This is a genomic window from Cupriavidus sp. FW305-27 (assembly GCF_058787995.1).
Window position 1 is genome coordinate 1 of record NZ_JBYTAG010000074.1, and the last position, 16,301, is coordinate 16,301.

The 16,301-nt window shown below is 66.9% G+C and carries 17 protein-coding genes and 1 pseudogene; 15 read left to right on the forward strand and 3 right to left on the reverse strand.

The window, feature by feature from the left end; translation table 11 throughout:
• Positions 1 to 261 precede the first annotated feature (261 nt).
• The 3 genes from AC3WRI_RS27705 to AC3WRI_RS27715 are packed head-to-tail and all read left to right on the forward strand — an operon-like array spanning position 262 to position 3,239.
• Positions 262 to 1,305 (forward strand): porin, encoded by a 1,044-nt coding sequence (locus AC3WRI_RS27705; protein WP_492294490.1) that lies wholly within the window; start codon positions 262 to 264, stop codon positions 1,303 to 1,305.
• Between the two features lie 15 nt (positions 1,306 to 1,320).
• A complete protein-coding gene (locus AC3WRI_RS27710; RefSeq protein WP_492294491.1) occupies positions 1,321 to 2,307 on the forward strand; it encodes a Bug family tripartite tricarboxylate transporter substrate binding protein in 987 nt (328 codons plus the stop codon).
• Complete coding sequence (locus AC3WRI_RS27715; protein ID WP_011614495.1) at positions 2,304 to 3,239, forward strand: BMP family lipoprotein; 936 nt, start codon at positions 2,304 to 2,306, stop codon at positions 3,237 to 3,239. Before AC3WRI_RS27710 ends, AC3WRI_RS27715 begins: the two co-directional genes overlap by 4 nt.
• Before the next feature lie 27 nt (positions 3,240 to 3,266).
• On the opposite strand, the gene AC3WRI_RS27720 is transcribed toward AC3WRI_RS27715, so the two are convergent.
• Entirely contained in the window at positions 3,267 to 4,439 is a 1,173-nt protein-coding gene (locus tag AC3WRI_RS27720) for a GGDEF domain-containing protein (RefSeq protein ID WP_492294493.1), read from the reverse strand.
• A gap of 397 nt (positions 4,440 to 4,836) precedes the next feature.
• Between AC3WRI_RS27720 and AC3WRI_RS27725 the strand changes: the two genes are divergently transcribed.
• Positions 4,837 to 5,175, forward strand: coding sequence for an RcnB family protein (locus tag AC3WRI_RS27725; protein WP_011614497.1), 339 nt, complete (start codon positions 4,837 to 4,839; stop codon positions 5,173 to 5,175).
• 85 nt (positions 5,176 to 5,260) lie between these two features.
• Here the strand turns inward: AC3WRI_RS27725 and AC3WRI_RS27730 are convergent, their stop codons facing one another.
• Complete coding sequence (locus tag AC3WRI_RS27730) at positions 5,261 to 5,509, reverse strand: PA2433 domain-containing protein (RefSeq protein WP_492294495.1); 249 nt, start codon at positions 5,507 to 5,509, stop codon at positions 5,261 to 5,263.
• 108 nt (positions 5,510 to 5,617) lie between these two features.
• On the opposite strand from AC3WRI_RS27730, the gene AC3WRI_RS27735 reads away from it, so the two are divergent.
• From AC3WRI_RS27735 to AC3WRI_RS27755, 5 genes and pseudogenes are all read left to right on the forward strand, one after another.
• Entirely contained in the window at positions 5,618 to 5,824 is a 207-nt protein-coding gene (locus AC3WRI_RS27735) for a hypothetical protein (protein WP_454749213.1), read from the forward strand.
• A 203-nt stretch (positions 5,825 to 6,027) separates the two neighbouring features.
• Positions 6,028 to 7,026, forward strand: coding sequence for a collagen-like protein (locus AC3WRI_RS27740; protein ID WP_492294496.1), 999 nt, complete (start codon positions 6,028 to 6,030; stop codon positions 7,024 to 7,026).
• 179 nt (positions 7,027 to 7,205) lie between these two features.
• Complete coding sequence (locus tag AC3WRI_RS27745) at positions 7,206 to 7,706, forward strand: potassium transporter Kef (protein ID WP_010814410.1); 501 nt, start codon at positions 7,206 to 7,208, stop codon at positions 7,704 to 7,706.
• Between the two features lie 117 nt (positions 7,707 to 7,823).
• Positions 7,824 to 8,024: pseudogene (locus AC3WRI_RS27750) on the forward strand (DUF308 domain-containing protein); the annotation flags it as partial.
• 118 nt (positions 8,025 to 8,142) lie between these two features.
• Positions 8,143 to 8,493 (forward strand): hypothetical protein, encoded by a 351-nt coding sequence (locus tag AC3WRI_RS27755; protein WP_010814412.1) that lies wholly within the window; start codon positions 8,143 to 8,145, stop codon positions 8,491 to 8,493.
• 23 nt (positions 8,494 to 8,516) lie between these two features.
• Here the strand turns inward: AC3WRI_RS27755 and AC3WRI_RS27760 are convergent, their stop codons facing one another.
• The gene (locus tag AC3WRI_RS27760) at positions 8,517 to 9,425 is read right to left on the reverse strand and encodes a MurR/RpiR family transcriptional regulator (RefSeq protein ID WP_010814413.1); all 909 of its coding nucleotides are present in this window, start codon (positions 9,423 to 9,425) and stop codon (positions 8,517 to 8,519) included.
• 287 nt (positions 9,426 to 9,712) lie between these two features.
• On the opposite strand from AC3WRI_RS27760, the gene AC3WRI_RS27765 reads away from it, so the two are divergent.
• The 6 genes from AC3WRI_RS27765 to AC3WRI_RS27790 are packed head-to-tail and all read left to right on the forward strand — an operon-like array spanning position 9,713 to position 16,296.
• Positions 9,713 to 10,234: a type IV pilin protein gene (locus AC3WRI_RS27765; protein ID WP_058697904.1), complete on the forward strand. Its 522-nt coding sequence runs from the start codon at positions 9,713 to 9,715 to the stop codon at positions 10,232 to 10,234.
• A 2-nt stretch (positions 10,235 to 10,236) separates the two neighbouring features.
• Positions 10,237 to 10,731, forward strand: a complete 495-nt coding sequence (locus AC3WRI_RS27770; RefSeq protein ID WP_010814415.1) for a GspH/FimT family pseudopilin — start codon at positions 10,237 to 10,239, stop codon at positions 10,729 to 10,731.
• Positions 10,728 to 11,351, forward strand: coding sequence for a type IV pilus modification PilV family protein (locus AC3WRI_RS27775; RefSeq protein ID WP_010814416.1), 624 nt, complete (start codon positions 10,728 to 10,730; stop codon positions 11,349 to 11,351). Before AC3WRI_RS27770 ends, AC3WRI_RS27775 begins: the two co-directional genes overlap by 4 nt.
• Positions 11,348 to 12,391, forward strand: a complete 1,044-nt coding sequence (locus tag AC3WRI_RS27780; RefSeq protein WP_010814417.1) for a PilW family protein — start codon at positions 11,348 to 11,350, stop codon at positions 12,389 to 12,391. The genes AC3WRI_RS27775 and AC3WRI_RS27780 overlap by 4 nt, the downstream gene beginning before the upstream one ends.
• Before the next feature lie 34 nt (positions 12,392 to 12,425).
• Positions 12,426 to 12,983, forward strand: a complete 558-nt coding sequence (locus AC3WRI_RS27785) for a pilus assembly PilX N-terminal domain-containing protein (protein ID WP_010814418.1) — start codon at positions 12,426 to 12,428, stop codon at positions 12,981 to 12,983.
• 40 nt (positions 12,984 to 13,023) lie between these two features.
• A complete protein-coding gene (locus AC3WRI_RS27790; protein WP_010814419.1) occupies positions 13,024 to 16,296 on the forward strand; it encodes a pilus assembly protein in 3,273 nt (1,090 codons plus the stop codon).
• Positions 16,297 to 16,301: the final 5 nt, after the last annotated feature.

Consider the following 16,301-nt stretch of genomic DNA (forward strand, 5'->3'; position numbering starts at 1 on the left):
GGCCGCAGCAGCCCGCCTCGAATGGTTTCGAGGATATGGACGACGATATCCCGTTCTGAGCACGGACTCGCTTCAAGCATCACCCCCGAAAGCCCGCATAAGCGGGCTTTTTTGTGTCCGCATTTTCCGCGCAAACCGCATTTCCTCATGCGCACACATTCGTATGCGGATGTGCGGCCACACCCTATATTTTGCATTCTTAATTTGTATGCAAACGGAGGGTGGTGCGTGAAGGTGGGGAACACAAGGCGCAGTCACGCCATGGCGCTTGCCGGCGTGCTGGCGGGGGCGAGCTGCGGCGTTACGCAGCAGGCGCAGGCGCAATCAGTATCGACTTCCATATCGGTCTACGGCCTGATCGACACCATGGTCCGCTACTCGGACAACAACCGCGGGGACGAGCGCCTGGCTGAACTGAGCGAGGGCTACTTCAGCGGTTCGCGCTGGGGCGCGCGCGGCAATGAGGCGCTGGGTGCGGGATGGTCGGCGCTGTTCAACCTGGAAAGCGGCTTCGACCTGGCCTCGGGTACTTCGCTGCAAGGCACCGCGGCGTCGAACTACGGACAGGTTGGCACGCAGGGTACAGGCCGGCTGTTCGGCCGGCAGTCTTACCTGGGGATCGAGCACCAGGCGTGGGGGAAGCTGACGTTCGGACGCCAGTTCACCACGGCCTATGACGCGACCTTCCGCTTCCAGCCCTATGGCCATCCCAATCTCGATGCGGTGGCCATTCTTAACGGCTATACCGGTCCGCGGCAAGACAACATGGCGAAGTACGCGGGCAGGTGGGGCGCGTTCTCGGCGGCGGCGCACTATACCTTCGGCGAAGTGCCGGGCGATGCGGCGGCCAGCAGCAGCCGGGGGCTGGCGCTGGCCTGGACCACGGCACGGATCGACATTGGTGCCCTGTTCCAGAGCACCAATGCGCTGGCCACCGAAGAGAAGCGCACGATCTGGGGCATCGGCGGCAGCAGCCAGCTGGGGCGCGTCAAGCTGGCGCTCGGCTACCTGGACAACCGCTACCACCTGAGCCCGACCCGCAACCATGTGCTGACCGGCGGCGCCACGGTGCAGGCAACGCCCGCGCTGGCGGTGTCGCTGGCGGCCGGCTATGACCGGCAGAGCGCCACCAGCGGCCACCGGCTGATGCTGACCAGCGTGGCGGAGTACAGCTTGTCCAGACGCACCAGCGTCTATGCGGAAGCCGATTTCAACCGCATCAGCGGCAGCTATGCGCTGCCCGCCTTCATGGGCGTGCGTGGCAACAAGTTCGGCGGCGGCGTCGGCCTGCGCCATCGCCTGTAAAGCCGGAGGGCCACCGTGATTTCGAGAAGACAGTTCCTTGCCGCGGCGCTGGCCGCGCCGGCATTGCCGGGGATGCCGGCGCGCGCGGACAGCGGCGCCGCGGCATGGCCACGCCATCCGGTGCGGATGGTGGTGACTTTCCCGCCGGGCGGGTCCAGCGACATCGTGGCGCGGCTGCTGGCACCGGTGCTGCAGGAAAAGCTGGGGCAGCCATTCGTGGCCGACAACCGGCCGGGGGCGGGATCGACGATTGGCGCGGCTGCGGTCGCCGCGGCGCCCAATGACGGCTACACGCTGCTGATGTCGAACTCGGCGGCGCTGAGCATCTCGCCGTTCCTGCTCAGGCGGCCCGCCTACGACCCGGTACGCAGCTTCACGCACGTGCATTACATCGGCGCGGTGCCGACCGTCTTTGCCGTGCATCCGTCGGTGCCGGCGCGCAACCTCGCGGAGCTGGCGGCGTGGATCCGCGCGCAGCGCGAGCCGGTGCCGTTCGGCAGCGGCGGGGCGGCGTCGGTGGCGCATATCGTCGGCGAGCTGTTTGGCCAGCAGGCGGGGTTGCGGCTGACCCATGTGCCATACAAGGGCGCGGGTCCGATGCGCGCCGACCTGCTCGGCGGACAGATCCCGTTTGCGGTGGATGCCTTGCCGCAGAACCTGCCGTTGCTGCAGTCCGGCGCCTTGCGCCTGCTGGCGGTGACCTCGGCGCAACGCGTGCCGCAGGCGCCCCAGCTGCCCACCGTGGCGCAAGCCGGCTATCCCGGCCTGGTGGCCGAAAACTTCGTCGGCGTCTCCGCGCCGGCCAACCTGCCTGAGGACATCGTGCAACGCTTGCATCAACAACTGCAGGTCATCCTGCAACAACCGGCCCTGCGCGGCCGCCTGGAAGCCCAGGGCTTTGTGCTGGCCGAGCGCCGGCCCGATGAGTTTGCCGCCTACGTACGCCAGCAGGCGCAGGCCTGGGGTCCTGTGGTCGTGGCAACCGGGGCGACGCTGTCATGAGCGCGCGCATCCAGGTAGTGCTGTTCGGGCCCGAAGGACGCGGCAGCTTCAATGAAGCCGGGCATGCCGGCGCCATGCGCGCACGCAATGCCGGCCACGACGTGGCGGTGACGTGGATTGCCGATCCGGATCCGCAGGCGCGCGCAGCAGCGCTGCTGGCGCTGTGCCAGACCGGCCCGGACCTGATCGTTGCGCATGGCGGACAGGGGGACTATCCCGTTTCTGTTGCCGCGGCTCGCCATCCCGCCCGGCGCTTCGTGGTCACGCAGGGCAGCGTGCTGTGCGCCAACACCGCGAGCTATGAGGTGCTGCAGGAACAGTCCGCCTTCCTTGCCGGCGTGCTGGCGGCGACGGATTCGCGCACCGGCGTGGTCGCCCATTTGTCGGGCGAAAAGGTGCGCCCCGGGCTGAAGGGGCGCGCGGCGTTTCTCCATGGCGTGCGCAGCGTAGTGCCTGGCCTGCCGGCACTCACGACCTTCTGCGGCAACCAGCACGATCCGGCGTTGGCCGGCGACGCGGTTGCCGCGCAGGCCCGCGCCGGCGCAGATATCGTCTTTGCGATGATCGACGGCGGCCGCGACGGTGCCATCGCCGCCTGCCGTGCCGCGGGCATCCGCCAGATCGGCAACGTGGTCGACTGGACCAGCAGGCATCCCGATGTCTTCCTGGCTTCCGCGGTGGCCGACAGCGGCTTGTGCGTCGAGCAGGCGATCGGGGATTTCGAACGGGACCAAATTGCGTGGGGAACCACCCGCAGCTTCGGGCTGGAAGCGCCGGCGGCCGTCCGCCTTGCCCTGGGCCGCGATGTCAGCCAGGCCGCGCGCGCGGCGCTCGACCACTGGAGCCAGCGGTTGCTCGATGGCGGCGTGTCCGTGGCGCAGAGCTATGACGGGCCGGAGTTTGCGGTGGTGGGCACGCCCACGGTTGCTTAGCCGCGCCGGACGGGAGGCACGGCAGCATCATGCCAGCACCGGCAAGGCGGCCTCCCGTTCCCACTCCACGCAATTCCTGCCCTTGTTCTTGGCCGCATACAGCACGTTATCCGCGCGCATCAGCAGGGCTTCCAGGTCTTCGCCGGGCCGCAGCGTGGCCACGCCAAAGCTGGCGGTCACCGTGTGCATGCCCGGCAGGACGTCCATTTCCGTGCTCTCCAGCGTCTGGCGCAAGCGTTCGGCCAGGTGCAAGGCTGCATCGGGCGGGGTATCGGGCAACAGCACGACGAACTCCTCGCCGCCCAGGCGCGCGGCGATATCGCGCCGCCGGATGCCGGCGGCGATGATCCGGCCGATTTGCGCCAGCACCGCGTCGCCGGCGCTGTGGCCGTAGTTGTCGTTGATGAACTTGAAGAAATCGAGATCGCACAGCAGCACGCTCAGCGGCTTGCCCTGAGGTGGCGGGATTTCCCGCGCGGCCAGCGCCTCCAGGCTGCGGCGCGTGTGCAGCTGCGTCAGCGGATCGGTGTCGCGTTCATGCCGCAGGCCGTCGATCACGTCCAGCGTGGTCGCCGCCAGCAGCGCCAGCGCCAGCGTGAGCAGCAGCAATGCCATGGTGACCTGCAGCCACAGCCAGTAGGCCGAGCGGGTGAGGGCGGCAGCGTCCTGTCCGATGACCGGAGCAATGGTCAGCACCGTGCGCGGCAGGAAATGGAGGGCAAACAGCAGGAAGACCCAGAACAGCACCTGGTCCGCGGTGCTGCCTGTGCGCAGGCGGGCCAGCGGCGCGATGCCCAGCAGCAGGATCAGCGCGATGCCGACATTCAGGATGTAGATGCGGGCGACCAGCTGGGGTTGCATGAAATCAAACCAGGCAAGCGCAGCAAACAGGGCCAGCGGCAGCGACACCAGCGCGCAGGTATCGACGCGCGCGCCGATGCGCGCCAGCATGCCACGCAGCATCAGCACGGCGCTGCCCAGGTAGAGCGCACCGGTGACGGTGGCGTTGCCGCCGCCGTTGCGCGGCTGCCAGATGATCTGCAAGGTGATGGCAACCGCGTACAGCAAATAGCAGGCACCTAGCTCCAGCAGGTAGTGCCGCGTGCGCTCATGGTTCCAGGCCAGCAGGAAGCAGAGCGAAAGCAGGATGGCCATGGCGGGATTGACCAGGGCCAGGAATTGACCAGTATCGTGCAACACGGAGAGTCCCCAGTTTTTATGGTTCTCTGGCAGGGACGGGTGCCCGCGTGCGAAGCGCCGTGAACAGGGCGTAAGCCAGGGAACATCGAGGGCGGTACGCGCCCGCGGCGCGGGTCGCGGGGCCGCGGCCCGCTGACAGCTGAGTGGCGGCCGCCCGTAACAAATTGTTTCTGTCAGGACCCATTCTAGTCACGGGTGGCGTCGGCGGCTCCCCCCCAATGGGTGCCAACCGGCAAACAATTGTGAACAATCTGTCAGGGCGCGAATGCCCCGTCGGTCAAATCGAGCGCCAGCGCATGGACGGCGGATGCCGCAGTTGTCCGCATTTGTGACTAATCTGGTAGATGCTGTCCGGATCCTCCGGCAGTTCGGTTTTCCCGTACGCAAGGAGATCACGATGAAGACCAAGAAAGCGATGCCGGCACTGTTGCTGGCGGCAAGCGTGCTGGCGGCGCCGTTTGCGATGGCGCAGGGTGGTGCCAAGTCCAAGCCGATGGCAGATCCCATGGCCGCCTCCGCGCCGGCGGCGCAGAACTCGCCTTATATGCAGGTGCAGCAGTGGAAGAAGGGTGACCGGCTGCCCACCGAGTTCAGGGACCGCCAGTATGTGATCGACGACTACAAGCAATACAACCTGCCCGCGCCGCGCAAGGGCACGCGCTGGGTCGGGATTGGCGCGGAATATTACCTGGTGGCGCCCAACGGTGTGGTCCAGCAGGTTGGATCGGGGTCCTGACCCGGCCTGCTGCGGCGACGACCGCGGGAAAAATAAACAAAGCCGCCACGCCTGGGCGCGTGGCGGCTCTTCTTTGCGATCGGTCTCAGATACCCAGGATCTTTTTCGCTTCGAGCAGCGATTTCATCGATTCGTCATGCTTGCCGGCCTTGTGATAGGCCTCGCCGTCGGCGCGCAGCTTGGCAACCTTGGCGGAATTTTCCGGCGACAGCGCCGGCTTGGTCGACAGTTTGGCGTCGATGGCCTTCATCTCGTTGGGGCAGTTATGGGCCAGCGCCAGGCCGGGGGCGCTGGCCAGCAGCAGTGCCGTAAGGACTAGGACAGATTTGCGCACGATGGCCTCCGCGAGGACGCTGTTGGGATTTCCAGCATAGTCCATCGCCGCGCCATGCTGCGCCTGGCCGTTTGCCGGTGCCGCGCATATTCCCCCACGAAGGGGTAAATGGCGATTATTCGTTTCTCCTTTGAACAGCCCGGAGCCACGCTATCCCATCCGCAACTCAACCGTTCGGGCGAGATATTGCCGGTATTTTTTGGCCGCACCGGCGCGCACGGATGCGGTCGTGTGGTGCTTGAATTCGCCCGCTCTGAATCGGGCCAGGTGCCCGCCGTGTTACCGCCAGGCGCGGCAATCCGGGTATTTTCATAATTATTATCCCGAGTCATCCGGGATTTCAAACGGGCGTTGACGCTATTAGGACGGGGCAGTTTTTCGCTGCTCCGGAAACGTGCTTCATTAATGAAACAGCCCGTGCAAATGCACGATTTATCGGAATCACCGCGATCTCTAGATTGAACTCACCCGGCACAGATCCGGGCATGCCATTCATGAGAAACCGGGGGGCTTCCATCGTGCAACGCATTGACCTGACACTCGCGGCGATCCCGCTCGCCTGCCTCGCCATCCTGCTCGCAGGATGCGGTGGCGGTGGCGGCGATTCCGCGCCAGCCAGCGCCGCGCCATCCGCCAGCGCGGCCGGCCCGGCCGGCGCGAACGGCAAGACCATCCTGTCCGGCGCCAATGCGCCCGCGGCGGACGTTGGCACGGACGGCGACTTCTACCTCAATGCCTCGACCTCGACGCTCTACGGACCCAAGGCTGACGGGGCCTGGCCTGCCGGCGTGTCGCTGGTCGGCCCGCAAGGCGTGGCCGGGGCGCCCGGCGCCGTGCTGCTGCACGGCGCGGCAGATCCCACCGCTGCCGATGGCAGCAAAGGCAGCTTCTACCTCAATACGGCCACCAATACGCTGTTCGGCCCGAAGACGGCGGAGGGCTGGCCGGCCGGGGTCTCCGTGGTTGGCCTGACTGGCCCGGTCGGGGCGCAAGGTCCGCAGGGCGAGAAGGGCGAGAAGGGCGAAAAGGGCGACACCGGCGAAACTGGCGCCACCGGCCCCCAGGGCCAGCAAGGAGAGACAGGCGCCGGCGCGACGATCTATACCGCCAACTTCGCTGTATACGACTCGCCGGATGGCAATGGCACCTATGTCATGACCGGCACCGCGCTGGACCGGCAAAGCAACGATCCGAATTTCGGCGCGGTGATGCCGGTGGGCTGCAGCGGCGGCCTGACCCTGAACGCGAGCCTGGCGGGCCCGGTGCCGGATGACGAGGTCAAGTACACCCTGGCGGCATACCGTGTCGCCAGCGGCGCGGCGCTGGAAACGATCGCCCCGCTTGCCATCACCGATGCGTCCGCCTGTTCGCTCGGCGCCACCGTGCGGACCTGCTCGGCGCCGGCCACGACGGCGGTGGCGGCCAACGACATTGTCCAGGTGCAGGTCAGTGGCAACCGCAACTTCAAATGGGGCGGCGGGCTGTACGTCAACCTCTCCTGCAAGAGCAGCAGCTGATCCATGCGGCGGCCACCCGGCCGCCACCGACCCTCTGCCAGGGCTACGAGCACGGCCGCGCGCCCGCCGCGCCCGCTCCCTGGTTTTCCTGCACGCCTTCCAGTGATATTTTGGAGGGCGGCTTTTTTTTCCGCGCTGTTCCCGATCGTCCCGGACACCGACCAGGCCTGCCGCTGCGCATGGAAACTTCCGCCGAACACTATTCGCTGGCCCTGCTGTGCGCCGCCGTCCTGACCGTGACCGTGGTCGGCATCCACTACGAGGCACTGCGGCTGCTGTCAGCGATACACCCCCGGCGCTGGAGCGGGCGCATGAACATCGGCGTGCTGATCGTCTGCATCATCGTGGTCCATTGCCTGGAAGCGCTGGTGTTCGCGCTGGGTTTCTGGTTCGCCGACCAGGTGCTGGGCCTGGGCGGACTGACCGCGATGGGCGTTGCCGGCGTGTCCGGCGTCCACACGCAGCCAGGCGCGCTGGTCTACGCCTACTTTGCGCTGGAGACCTTCACCACGCAGAGCCTGGGCGACATCGTCCCGGTGGGCGCCAGCCGCCTGATCGCCAGCATCGAGCCGCTGGTCGGCCTGATCCTGATCGGCTGGTCCACCTCGTTCACCTATGTCATGATGCGCCGCGACTGGGAGCTCGAGCGGGACGAAGGAGGCGGGCGTCGCGCGCCCTAGCGGAATCTCCGCGCCACAGCTTGCTGTTGGCCGTATTGTCCTGTGGCCCAACCACGGGCCGCTCCCGCCGCCGGTCCGGCAACCGATACGGCTGCTGCCGCCGATGCGCCCGACATGACCATCTGGGACGGTCCGCCCGGACCCGGCGAGCATGCGCTGACCGTGCATGTCTGGACCCCGGTCGGGTCCGCCCGCGGCGAAGCGCGCCGCCAGCCGCTGGTCGACCGCTATATCGCCGCGGTGGACCGCGACGGCGTGATCTCCACCGGCCATGCAGCGCTGGAATCGCCCGAGGGCATCTATATCAGCCTGTACCCAGGCAGGCGCAGGTGGCATCGACGCCGCAAATGCCGGAAATGCCGGTAGTGTCAGACAGGCCGCGAACGATTAAGCTGGCAGCCTTTGCATAATTTCATCGAGCCACAGGAGAGAAGTCATGCCGAGCCAGCGAACCCTGACCCGCATTGCCGCCATCGCCGCCCTGGCGATGGCCTGCAGCGCGCATGCGCAGAGGCCGGACGGGGACAGCGCTGCCGCCGCCGCCATCAACGAAGCGGTGCAGCAGGGCACCACGCCCTACCGTCCCGACCCGGCCGCGACGCCGGGCAGCATCCAGTCGGACGAATGCCGCGCCCTGGCCGCGCAGATCGCCGAAGCACCCAAGCGCGAATACCGTGCCACCCAGCCGGCCATCGAGACCGCGCAGGGCCGCATGATTCCGGAACTGGAGCGTGACCGGCCGAAGAGGTCGCTGCAGCAGGCGTACCGGGAGAAGTGCACGCAGTAGTGATGAGTGACTGGGGGCCACCCTCACTCGCGCCCCGCCACCACATACGCCCCGGTCCGGTGGAGCTCGCCCTCGGCTTGTTCCAGCGCGCGGATCGCGCCCTTGCCCTTGCGCGCCAGCAGTTGCTCGACCAGGGCCTCGACCACGGCCACGCCGGCGGTGACTGACGGGAAGAACGACGGGCTTTCCACCGAGAACAGCAACGTGCAGTCCGCCGCCAGCGCGATCGGCGCGACCGTGCTGTCGGTCAGCGCGATCACCTTGCAGCCGCACTCGCGCGCGGCGGCGGCGACGCGGATGCTTTCCTGCGAGTAGGGGGCGAAGCTGACCACCAGCACCGCATCCTTGGGCGCCAGGCCGCGCAGCTCCATCTCCAGCGTGCCGGCATCGGCGCGGATCAGGTGCACCGTGCTGCGGAACAGCCGGTAGACATAGTGGAAGGTGAACGCGATCGGAAAGCACGAGCGGAAACCCGCCACATGCACGCACGCCGCATGCGACAGCAGTTCCGCCGCTTGCTGCAGCGTCTTCTCGTTGTTGGCGGCGATCATGTCCAGGTTGTGGTGCTGCGCGTCCAGCATCTCGCCCAGCATGCGGCTGGAGCTGCTTTCACGCACCACCTTGCGCGCGCGGCGCGCGTACGGCTGGCTGCCGCCGCGCAGCGCATCGACGAACAGTTCACGCAGCCCCTGCCAGCCCTCGAAGCCGAGATGCTGCGACAGCCGCACCAGGGTGGCAGGCTGCACCCCGGCACTGGCCGCGATCTTGCGCATCGACAGCACCGGCACGTCCTGCGGATGGTCGAGCAGGTAGCGCGCGCCGCCCTGGAACTGCGTGCTGAGCGTGGGGAAGTTGCTGCGCAGCAGCGCCAGCAGGGCGTCCAGGTCCTGCGGCGGCGCTTGCGGCGATGGGGTAGGGCTGTCGGGCGGCATGGGCATTCCGGATTCGGTGTTTGTAACGATTGTTGCACAGGTGCGCCCGCGCGCGCATCGGGCCGGTCGAACAGGGCGGGTCAGGGTTCCCCCTCACTGACGGTTAACGTCTGCATATGCCTTGGCTGTATGTCCTGAGCAGGTCTCGTAACATCACTGTCTGTTCGCTACAACGCCGGTCGGCCGGCATCATATTTTCCTTACCCGCTTAGCAGATCGTGACTTACACTCCGCGCCATAACCTCCGGAATTGGTCATCCGGAACATAATTGGTATCGGAGCGCGGCATGGGACATAGAAGCCCGGCAGTGCGACACGGCGGGAGGGTCAACCCGTCGTTTCGGGTCATTGGGGAAGTTGGGGCAACCGGCAATCCGTGCCGGGGCTGGCGCCTGCGCGGCGCCAGGGCAGCGCATGGCTTCACGCTGATCGAGGTGATGATCACCGTGGCGGTCATTGCCATTCTTGCCGCCGTCGCCATTCCAAATTACAGCCGTCACGTCGTGCGCTCGCACCGGGCCGCGATCGAGTCCTTCATGCTGGAGGTCTCGAGCGCCCAGGAGCGCTACCTGGTCGACAACCGCGCCTATGCCGCCAATCTGGGCGCGCTGGGCATGTCGGTGCCGGCCGCGCAGGCAACGCGCTACGACGTCGCCGTGACGCCGAACGCGGCGCTGCCGCCCGGCTACAGCATCGTGGCCACGCCCAAGGGCAGCCAGCTCGCCGGCGACGCCGACTGCGGCTCGCTGACGCTGACCAGTGCCGGCGCGAAATCGGCGTCTGGTTCAGGCACCGACTGCTGGAACTGACCATGCGGCGCGCCACGTTCCCGCCGTCTTCGCCCGGCCGGCCCACCCGCCGCGGCTTCACCCTGGTCGAACTGCTGTGCGCCATGTCGGTGCTGGCGATCCTCGCGGTCGCGGCGGCGCCGTCGTTCTCTTCACTGATCGCCAACCAGCGCGTGCGCGGCGCCTCACATGACCTGACCTCGGCACTGCTGCTGGCGCGCAGCGAGGCAGTCAAGCGCAATGCCACGGTCACGCTGGCAGCCACCGGCGCCGCATGGACTGCCGGTTGGGCAGTCACCGCAGGCGCCGAGACGGTGCGCAGCTTCGGGCCCTACGGCGGCCTGACCATCACGCCCAGCGCTGCCGGGGCCCTTGCGCTTGGCAACGACGGCCGCCTCACGGGCGCGGCCATGACTTTCGAAGTGGCGCCCAACGGCGATACGGCAGCGGCGTCGCGCGTCTGCGTGCAGGTCAGCGAGACAGGCCGCGTCGCTTCCGACACGGGAGCCTGCTCATGAAGCAAAGAATTCCGCGGCTGCGGCCGAGCATGCCTGTCCGCCGCACGCAGCGCGGCTTCCTGCTGATCGAGGTGCTGGTGGCGGCGGTGATCCTGCTGGTCGCGCTGCTCGGCACCGCCGGGCTGGTGGCGCGCTCGGGCCAGACCGAGATGGAGTCCTACCAGCGCGTGCAGGCGCTGGCGCTGCTGCAGGACATGGTTGCGCGCCTCAACGCCAACCGCCAGGTGGCATCGTGCTATGCCAACGGCGCGACCGGCATGCAGCTGGGCAGCGCGGCGGCGCCGCCGGCGGCGTGCACGCAGGGCACCGCCGCGCAGAAGGCTACCGCCGATGCGGACCTGCAGGCCTGGAACACCGCGCTGCTGGGTAGTGCCGAGATGCGCCTGGGGGCCAGCGCCGCTGATGCCGCCCAGGCCGTCGGCGCCATGATCGGCGCGCGCGGCTGCATCGAGACCGTCGACGCCGTCAACAATATCTACCGCATCACCGTGGCCTGGCAGGGCCTGGCCACCACCGGCGCGCCCGCGCTGGGCTGCGGCAAGGGCCAGTACGGCAACGATGCCTATCGCCGCGCGGTCAGCACGCAGATCCGCATCGGCACCCTGGGAACCGTGTCATGAGCCCCCTGCGCCTGTCCGCGCGCCGCCTGCGTCGCCAGCGCGGCATCTCGCTGGTCGAGCTGATGATCGGCATCACCATCGGCCTGGTGCTGCTGACCGCGCTGGCGAGCCTGTACCTTGCCAACAGCCTGTCGCGCACCGAATTCACCAAGTCTGCCGAGCAGGTCGAGAACGGCCGCTACGCGCTGGAGCAGATCCGGCGCGAAGTGGAGCTGGCGGGGTTCTTCGGCGTCGGCAACATTGCACGCAGCACCAAGGCCGCGGATCCGGCGCTGTGCGCGACGGATGCAGCCGCCCTTGGCTTCTCGCCTGCTGCCGAAACCGTGCCGGTGGCGCTGACCGGCTATGCGCCGGGCGTGGCGGCACCATGCCTGCCGGACCTGGCGCCGACTTCCGAGGTGCTGGTGATTCGGCGCGTGTCGACCACGGCGGTTGCCGCCCCGGCACCGGGCGTGCCCTACCTGCAGGTATCGGCCTGTTCGCAGGACACGCAGACCTTTGTCTTCGATGCCAGCGGCGCGGCGGCCTTCGGGCTGCGCACCAAGGCCTGCGATCCGGCCCAGCCGGCTGAACTGCGCCGCGCCATGGTACGCATCTTCTACCTGGCCGGCTGCGACCGCTGCAGCAACGGCGGCGACGGCATCCCCACGCTGAAGATGGCCGAACTGGTCAACGGTGCGTTCCAGTCGCGCTCGGTCGCGCAGGGGGTGCAAGACATGCATGTGCTGTACGGCGTCGACCAGGACAGCAACGGCTCGGCCGACTGCTACGTGTCCGATCCCCGCGCGAACAACAGCGCCGTCTGCACCGCCGTTCCCGGCTATGACTGGGGCGTGGTGCTCAACAACCTGGCCAATGTCACCACGGTGCGCGTGCACCTGCTGGCGCGCACGCTGAAGCCCTCGGGCGGGCATTCAGACAACCGCACCTATGACCTCGGCCGCGCGGCGGCCGCAGGCCCGTTCAATGACGGCTACAAGCGCCACGTCTACGCCCAGGTGGCGCGGCTGGTCAATGTGGCCGGGCTGCGCGAGCAATAACGCCATACCGATTCAACACAGCGAAGAGCGAGCAATGATGAAGTCAACGGGCAGGCCGCTGCGCCGCAGGCAATCCGGGGTCACGCTGGTGGTGACGCTGGTGTTCATGGTGCTGTTCCTGCTGGTCGCCGTGGCCATGGTCAATTCGGGGCTGGTCAACGTCAAGGTGGCGGGCAACCAGCAGCACAGCGCCGAAGCACGCGACGTGGCGCAGCAGGCGATCGAGCAGGTGATCAGCGACGACTTCACCAAGGCGCCGGTTGCGGTGGATGTGCCGGTGGACGTGACGGGTGACGGCAAGGCGGATTACATCGCGCAGGTGGCGGCACCGACCTGCGTGACCAGCAAGCCAGTGGCCAAGGTGATCGATCCGGAAAAGCACCCGGAGGATGCCGAATGCACGCTGGGCAGCAGCACCGGCAATGGCAACCTGGTCATGGGCGCAAGCGGTGTCAGTGCGATCAGTTCGCTTTGCAACGATACGCAGTGGGATGTAGCAGCCACCGTCAATGACGTCAATACAACCGGCGCCGTCGCGACGGTGCACCAGGGCGTTGCGGTGCGCACGCTGTATGGCTCCACTTGCCCCTGAAGTCTCGGGCCAGATCCGGATCTTGAAAGGAAGAACCAGCATGTCCATGCCCGCTCGCCGGCTTCGCGCTTCCGCTGCCTGTGCCACAGCCCTGCTCGGGCTGGCTGCCGCGCCCGCGGCGATAGCCGAAGACATCGACCTGTTCACCGGCCTGCAGGCCAACTCCGGGTCGCGTCCCAACGTGCTGCTGATACTCGACAACGCATCGGCGTGGAATGCCAATGCCCAGGTCGATTGCGAAACGCAGAACGTGGTGAGCGCCAACAACGATAACAACAACGTCGGCGCAGAGCAGTGCGCACTGTACAAGGCGGTGTCGGACCTGATCAATGATGACAAGACGAACGGCAAGATCAACCTTGGCGTGATGATGTTCGGGCAGGGCACCAATACGGGTGGCCAGTTCCGCTTCCCGAAGGTGACGCCGCCAACCGCGCCGTCCGGGCTGGTGCTGATGGAGAAAGGTGCGGGCGGACAGGACATGCTCGACTACATCAAGACCATCGACCGTACCAAGGACAGTGCCAACAACTCGCAGGTCGGCGGCGCCATGCAGGAGGCATGGGCCTTCTTCTCCGGCAAGACGGGATTGTCCGGCACCACATACAAGTCGCCGATCACCAACCCGTGCCAGAAGAACTTCATCATCTACATTGCCAACGCGCTCAACAACGGCAAGCCGCAGGACTCCGGCCAGGATGCCTACAACAAGCTCAAGGAGGCGGGCGCCACCACCGCGCAGCTCACTCCGATCCCGCTGCCCAGGGGCAACAACATCGACAACTGGGGCGATGAGTGGGCGCGCTTCCTGAACGACCTGGACCTGAACGCCGCCAACAACGCGGGCTCGACCACGGCGACGCGCCAGAACATCATTACCTACACCATCGGCGTCACTGACGGCAGCCAGCAAAGCCAGGACTACCTGCAGTTCGTCACCAGCATGGCCCAGAAGGGCGGGGGCGGCAACTTTACAGTCCGGGCCGGAGATGACGACGCGCTTTCGAAGGCGCTGAAGGACATCTTCAACGAGATGCAGGCGGTCAACAACGTATTTGCCTCGGTCAGCCTGCCGGTCAGCGTGAACGGGCAGGGTTCGTACCTGAACCAGGTCTATATCGGCATGTTCCGCCCGGACGGTAAGGCCCGTCCGCGCTGGGTGGGCAACCTCAAACAGTACAAGCTGGGCTATGACAGCAACGGCAATCTGGTGATGCTCGACGCCGGGGTGCAAGGCGCGATCGACCAGCCCCCGAAGAATGCGGTTAGCAACGCGGGGACCGGGTTTATATCGCCCAATGCCCGCAGCTACTGGACCGAGGATCCGCCGAAGGCGGTGGGCAGCTCCAGTATCGTGACGGACTGGCCCTCGGACGGGTTCTGGAAGAATGCCTCGTCGCTGCTGCGCAATGCCAAGGATTCACCCGACGGCGAGGTCGTCGAGAAGGGCGGCGCAGGAGAAATGCTGCGCGCAGACTACCTGACCAGTCAGGCCGGGCGCCGGCTGCTGACCTGCGCCGACGCGAAATGCAGCAAGGGGACCGCGCTGGCGAATTTCGATACCGCCAACAAGGCCCTCACCGAGGGCAACGGTCCGTCGCTGCTGAAGACCACTGCCGCGGATGTGGCCAATATGATCAGCTGGGTGCGCGGCAAGGACGTCTTCGCCACGCTGACCGGCACCGACCCCAAGAAAGAGGCGGAGCCCGGCCCCGGCGGCAACGTCACGGTGCGCGGCTCGATCCACGGCGACGTGCTGCATTCGCGCCCGGTGGTGGTCGACTACGGCGGCACCACTGGCGTAGTGGTTTTCTACGGTGCCAATGACGGTGTGTTCCATGCCGTCAACGGTAACCGCACTGCAGCCATTTCCACCACCGCGGGCACGGTGCGCGCGGGCGGTGAACTGTGGGGCTTCATCGCTCCCGAGTTCTACGGCAAGCTGGCGCGGATCTATAGCAACGCTCCCGAGGTGCGGCTGACGGGCAGCCCCCAGGACACCGCCGAGGTCCAGTTTGTTCCACGCGACTATTTCTTCGACGGCACCACGACGGTCTACCAGGACCTGAGCACCCCGGCCACGCCCCAGGTAAAGATCTACCTGACAGCACGGCGCGGCGGTCGCCTGATTTATGCATTGGACGTCAAGGATCCGGCAAAGCCGGAGTACCTTTGGAGCAAGACCAACGCCGACATCCCTGAACTGGGGCAGACCTGGTCGCAGCCGCGGGTGATGCGCGTGCGCGGCTACCCGACGCCTGTGCTGATCATGGGTGCGGGCTACGACCCCGATGGCGAGGATACCGACCCAGCGCTCAATGGCATCGCCACGGCGACGAACAAGCAAGGCCGCGGCGTGATCGTGCTCGACGCCGGGACGGGCGACGTGGTCTGGGCAGCCCTGGCCAATTGCGCTGGCATCAGCACGGGCACCTGCGTCACCATCAACAGCCGCGCGATTCCTTCCGACGTTGCCGTGGTGGACCGCAATGGTGATGGCTATGCCGAAAAGGCTTATGTCGGCGACGTCGGCGGCAATGTCTGGCGTATCGACTTCGGATCGACGGATACGGATACTCCGTCGACGTGGACGGTCGGCAAGCTCGCGCAATTGGGCGGCGCAGTGGACACCAACGAGGCGCGCAAGTTTCTCTATCCGCCCGATGTCGTCGCGACCGGCAAGTACGACGCGGTGATGATCGCCTCGGGCGACCGCGAAAAGCCGCTGTACTCGCTGAGCCAGACCCCTGGCGCGGCGCAGAACGTGCAGAACCGCTTCTTCATGGTCAAAGACCCGAACGTCGATGGGAGGCTGCCTTCGACCTGGACGGCGGTCAAGGCGGCCGATCTTGTCGATGCGACCAACGTGGCCTACCGCGATTCGGCGGTGGCTAGCGGCTTCTACTTGTCGCTGGAATTCGGCGAGAAGGCGGTCAATGCGCCGCTGACCGTGGCGGGCTACACGTACTTCGGCACCAACACGCCTTCCAAGGTCGAGCCCGGAGCCTGCTACCCCGACCTGGGCGTTGCGCGGGGCTACGCGGTGTCATTCCTGAGCGGGCTTGGCATGAACAACGGGCCGCGGTTTGTCAGGTTCGACAACGGCGGGCTGCCGCCGTCGCCCGTGTTCGGCATGGTGTCGGTCACGCAGACCGACGGATCGACCCGGCTGGTCCCGGTGCTGATCGGGGGCGGCAAGGCTGGTGCCTCGGGCGGCGACGACAAGTCATCGCTGGGCGGCCAGGAGGTGAAGCCCGCCAGCACCGGCAAGCGCAAGCGCACCTACTGGCACACGCAGAGCGACAAGACCTAGCCAGC

Coding starts and splice junctions, on each gene's coding strand:
- AC3WRI_RS27705 (WP_492294490.1), top strand. CDS start 262: ATGGCGCTTGCCGGCGTGCTGGCGGGGGCGAGCTGCGGCGTTACGCAG.
- AC3WRI_RS27715 (WP_011614495.1), top strand. CDS start 2,304: ATGAGCGCGCGCATCCAGGTAGTGCTGTTCGGGCCCGAAGGACGCGGC.
- AC3WRI_RS27725 (WP_011614497.1), top strand. CDS start 4,837: ATGAAGACCAAGAAAGCGATGCCGGCACTGTTGCTGGCGGCAAGCGTG.
- AC3WRI_RS27735 (WP_454749213.1), top strand. CDS start 5,618: ATGGCGATTATTCGTTTCTCCTTTGAACAGCCCGGAGCCACGCTATCC.
- AC3WRI_RS27745 (WP_010814410.1), top strand. CDS start 7,206: ATGGAAACTTCCGCCGAACACTATTCGCTGGCCCTGCTGTGCGCCGCC.
- AC3WRI_RS27755 (WP_010814412.1), top strand. CDS start 8,143: ATGCCGAGCCAGCGAACCCTGACCCGCATTGCCGCCATCGCCGCCCTG.
- AC3WRI_RS27760 (WP_010814413.1), bottom strand. CDS start 9,425: ATGCCGCCCGACAGCCCTACCCCATCGCCGCAAGCGCCGCCGCAGGAC.
- AC3WRI_RS27765 (WP_058697904.1), top strand. CDS start 9,713: ATGGGACATAGAAGCCCGGCAGTGCGACACGGCGGGAGGGTCAACCCG.
- AC3WRI_RS27770 (WP_010814415.1), top strand. CDS start 10,237: ATGCGGCGCGCCACGTTCCCGCCGTCTTCGCCCGGCCGGCCCACCCGC.
- AC3WRI_RS27775 (WP_010814416.1), top strand. CDS start 10,728: ATGAAGCAAAGAATTCCGCGGCTGCGGCCGAGCATGCCTGTCCGCCGC.
- AC3WRI_RS27780 (WP_010814417.1), top strand. CDS start 11,348: ATGAGCCCCCTGCGCCTGTCCGCGCGCCGCCTGCGTCGCCAGCGCGGC.
- AC3WRI_RS27785 (WP_010814418.1), top strand. CDS start 12,426: ATGATGAAGTCAACGGGCAGGCCGCTGCGCCGCAGGCAATCCGGGGTC.
- AC3WRI_RS27790 (WP_010814419.1), top strand. CDS start 13,024: ATGTCCATGCCCGCTCGCCGGCTTCGCGCTTCCGCTGCCTGTGCCACA.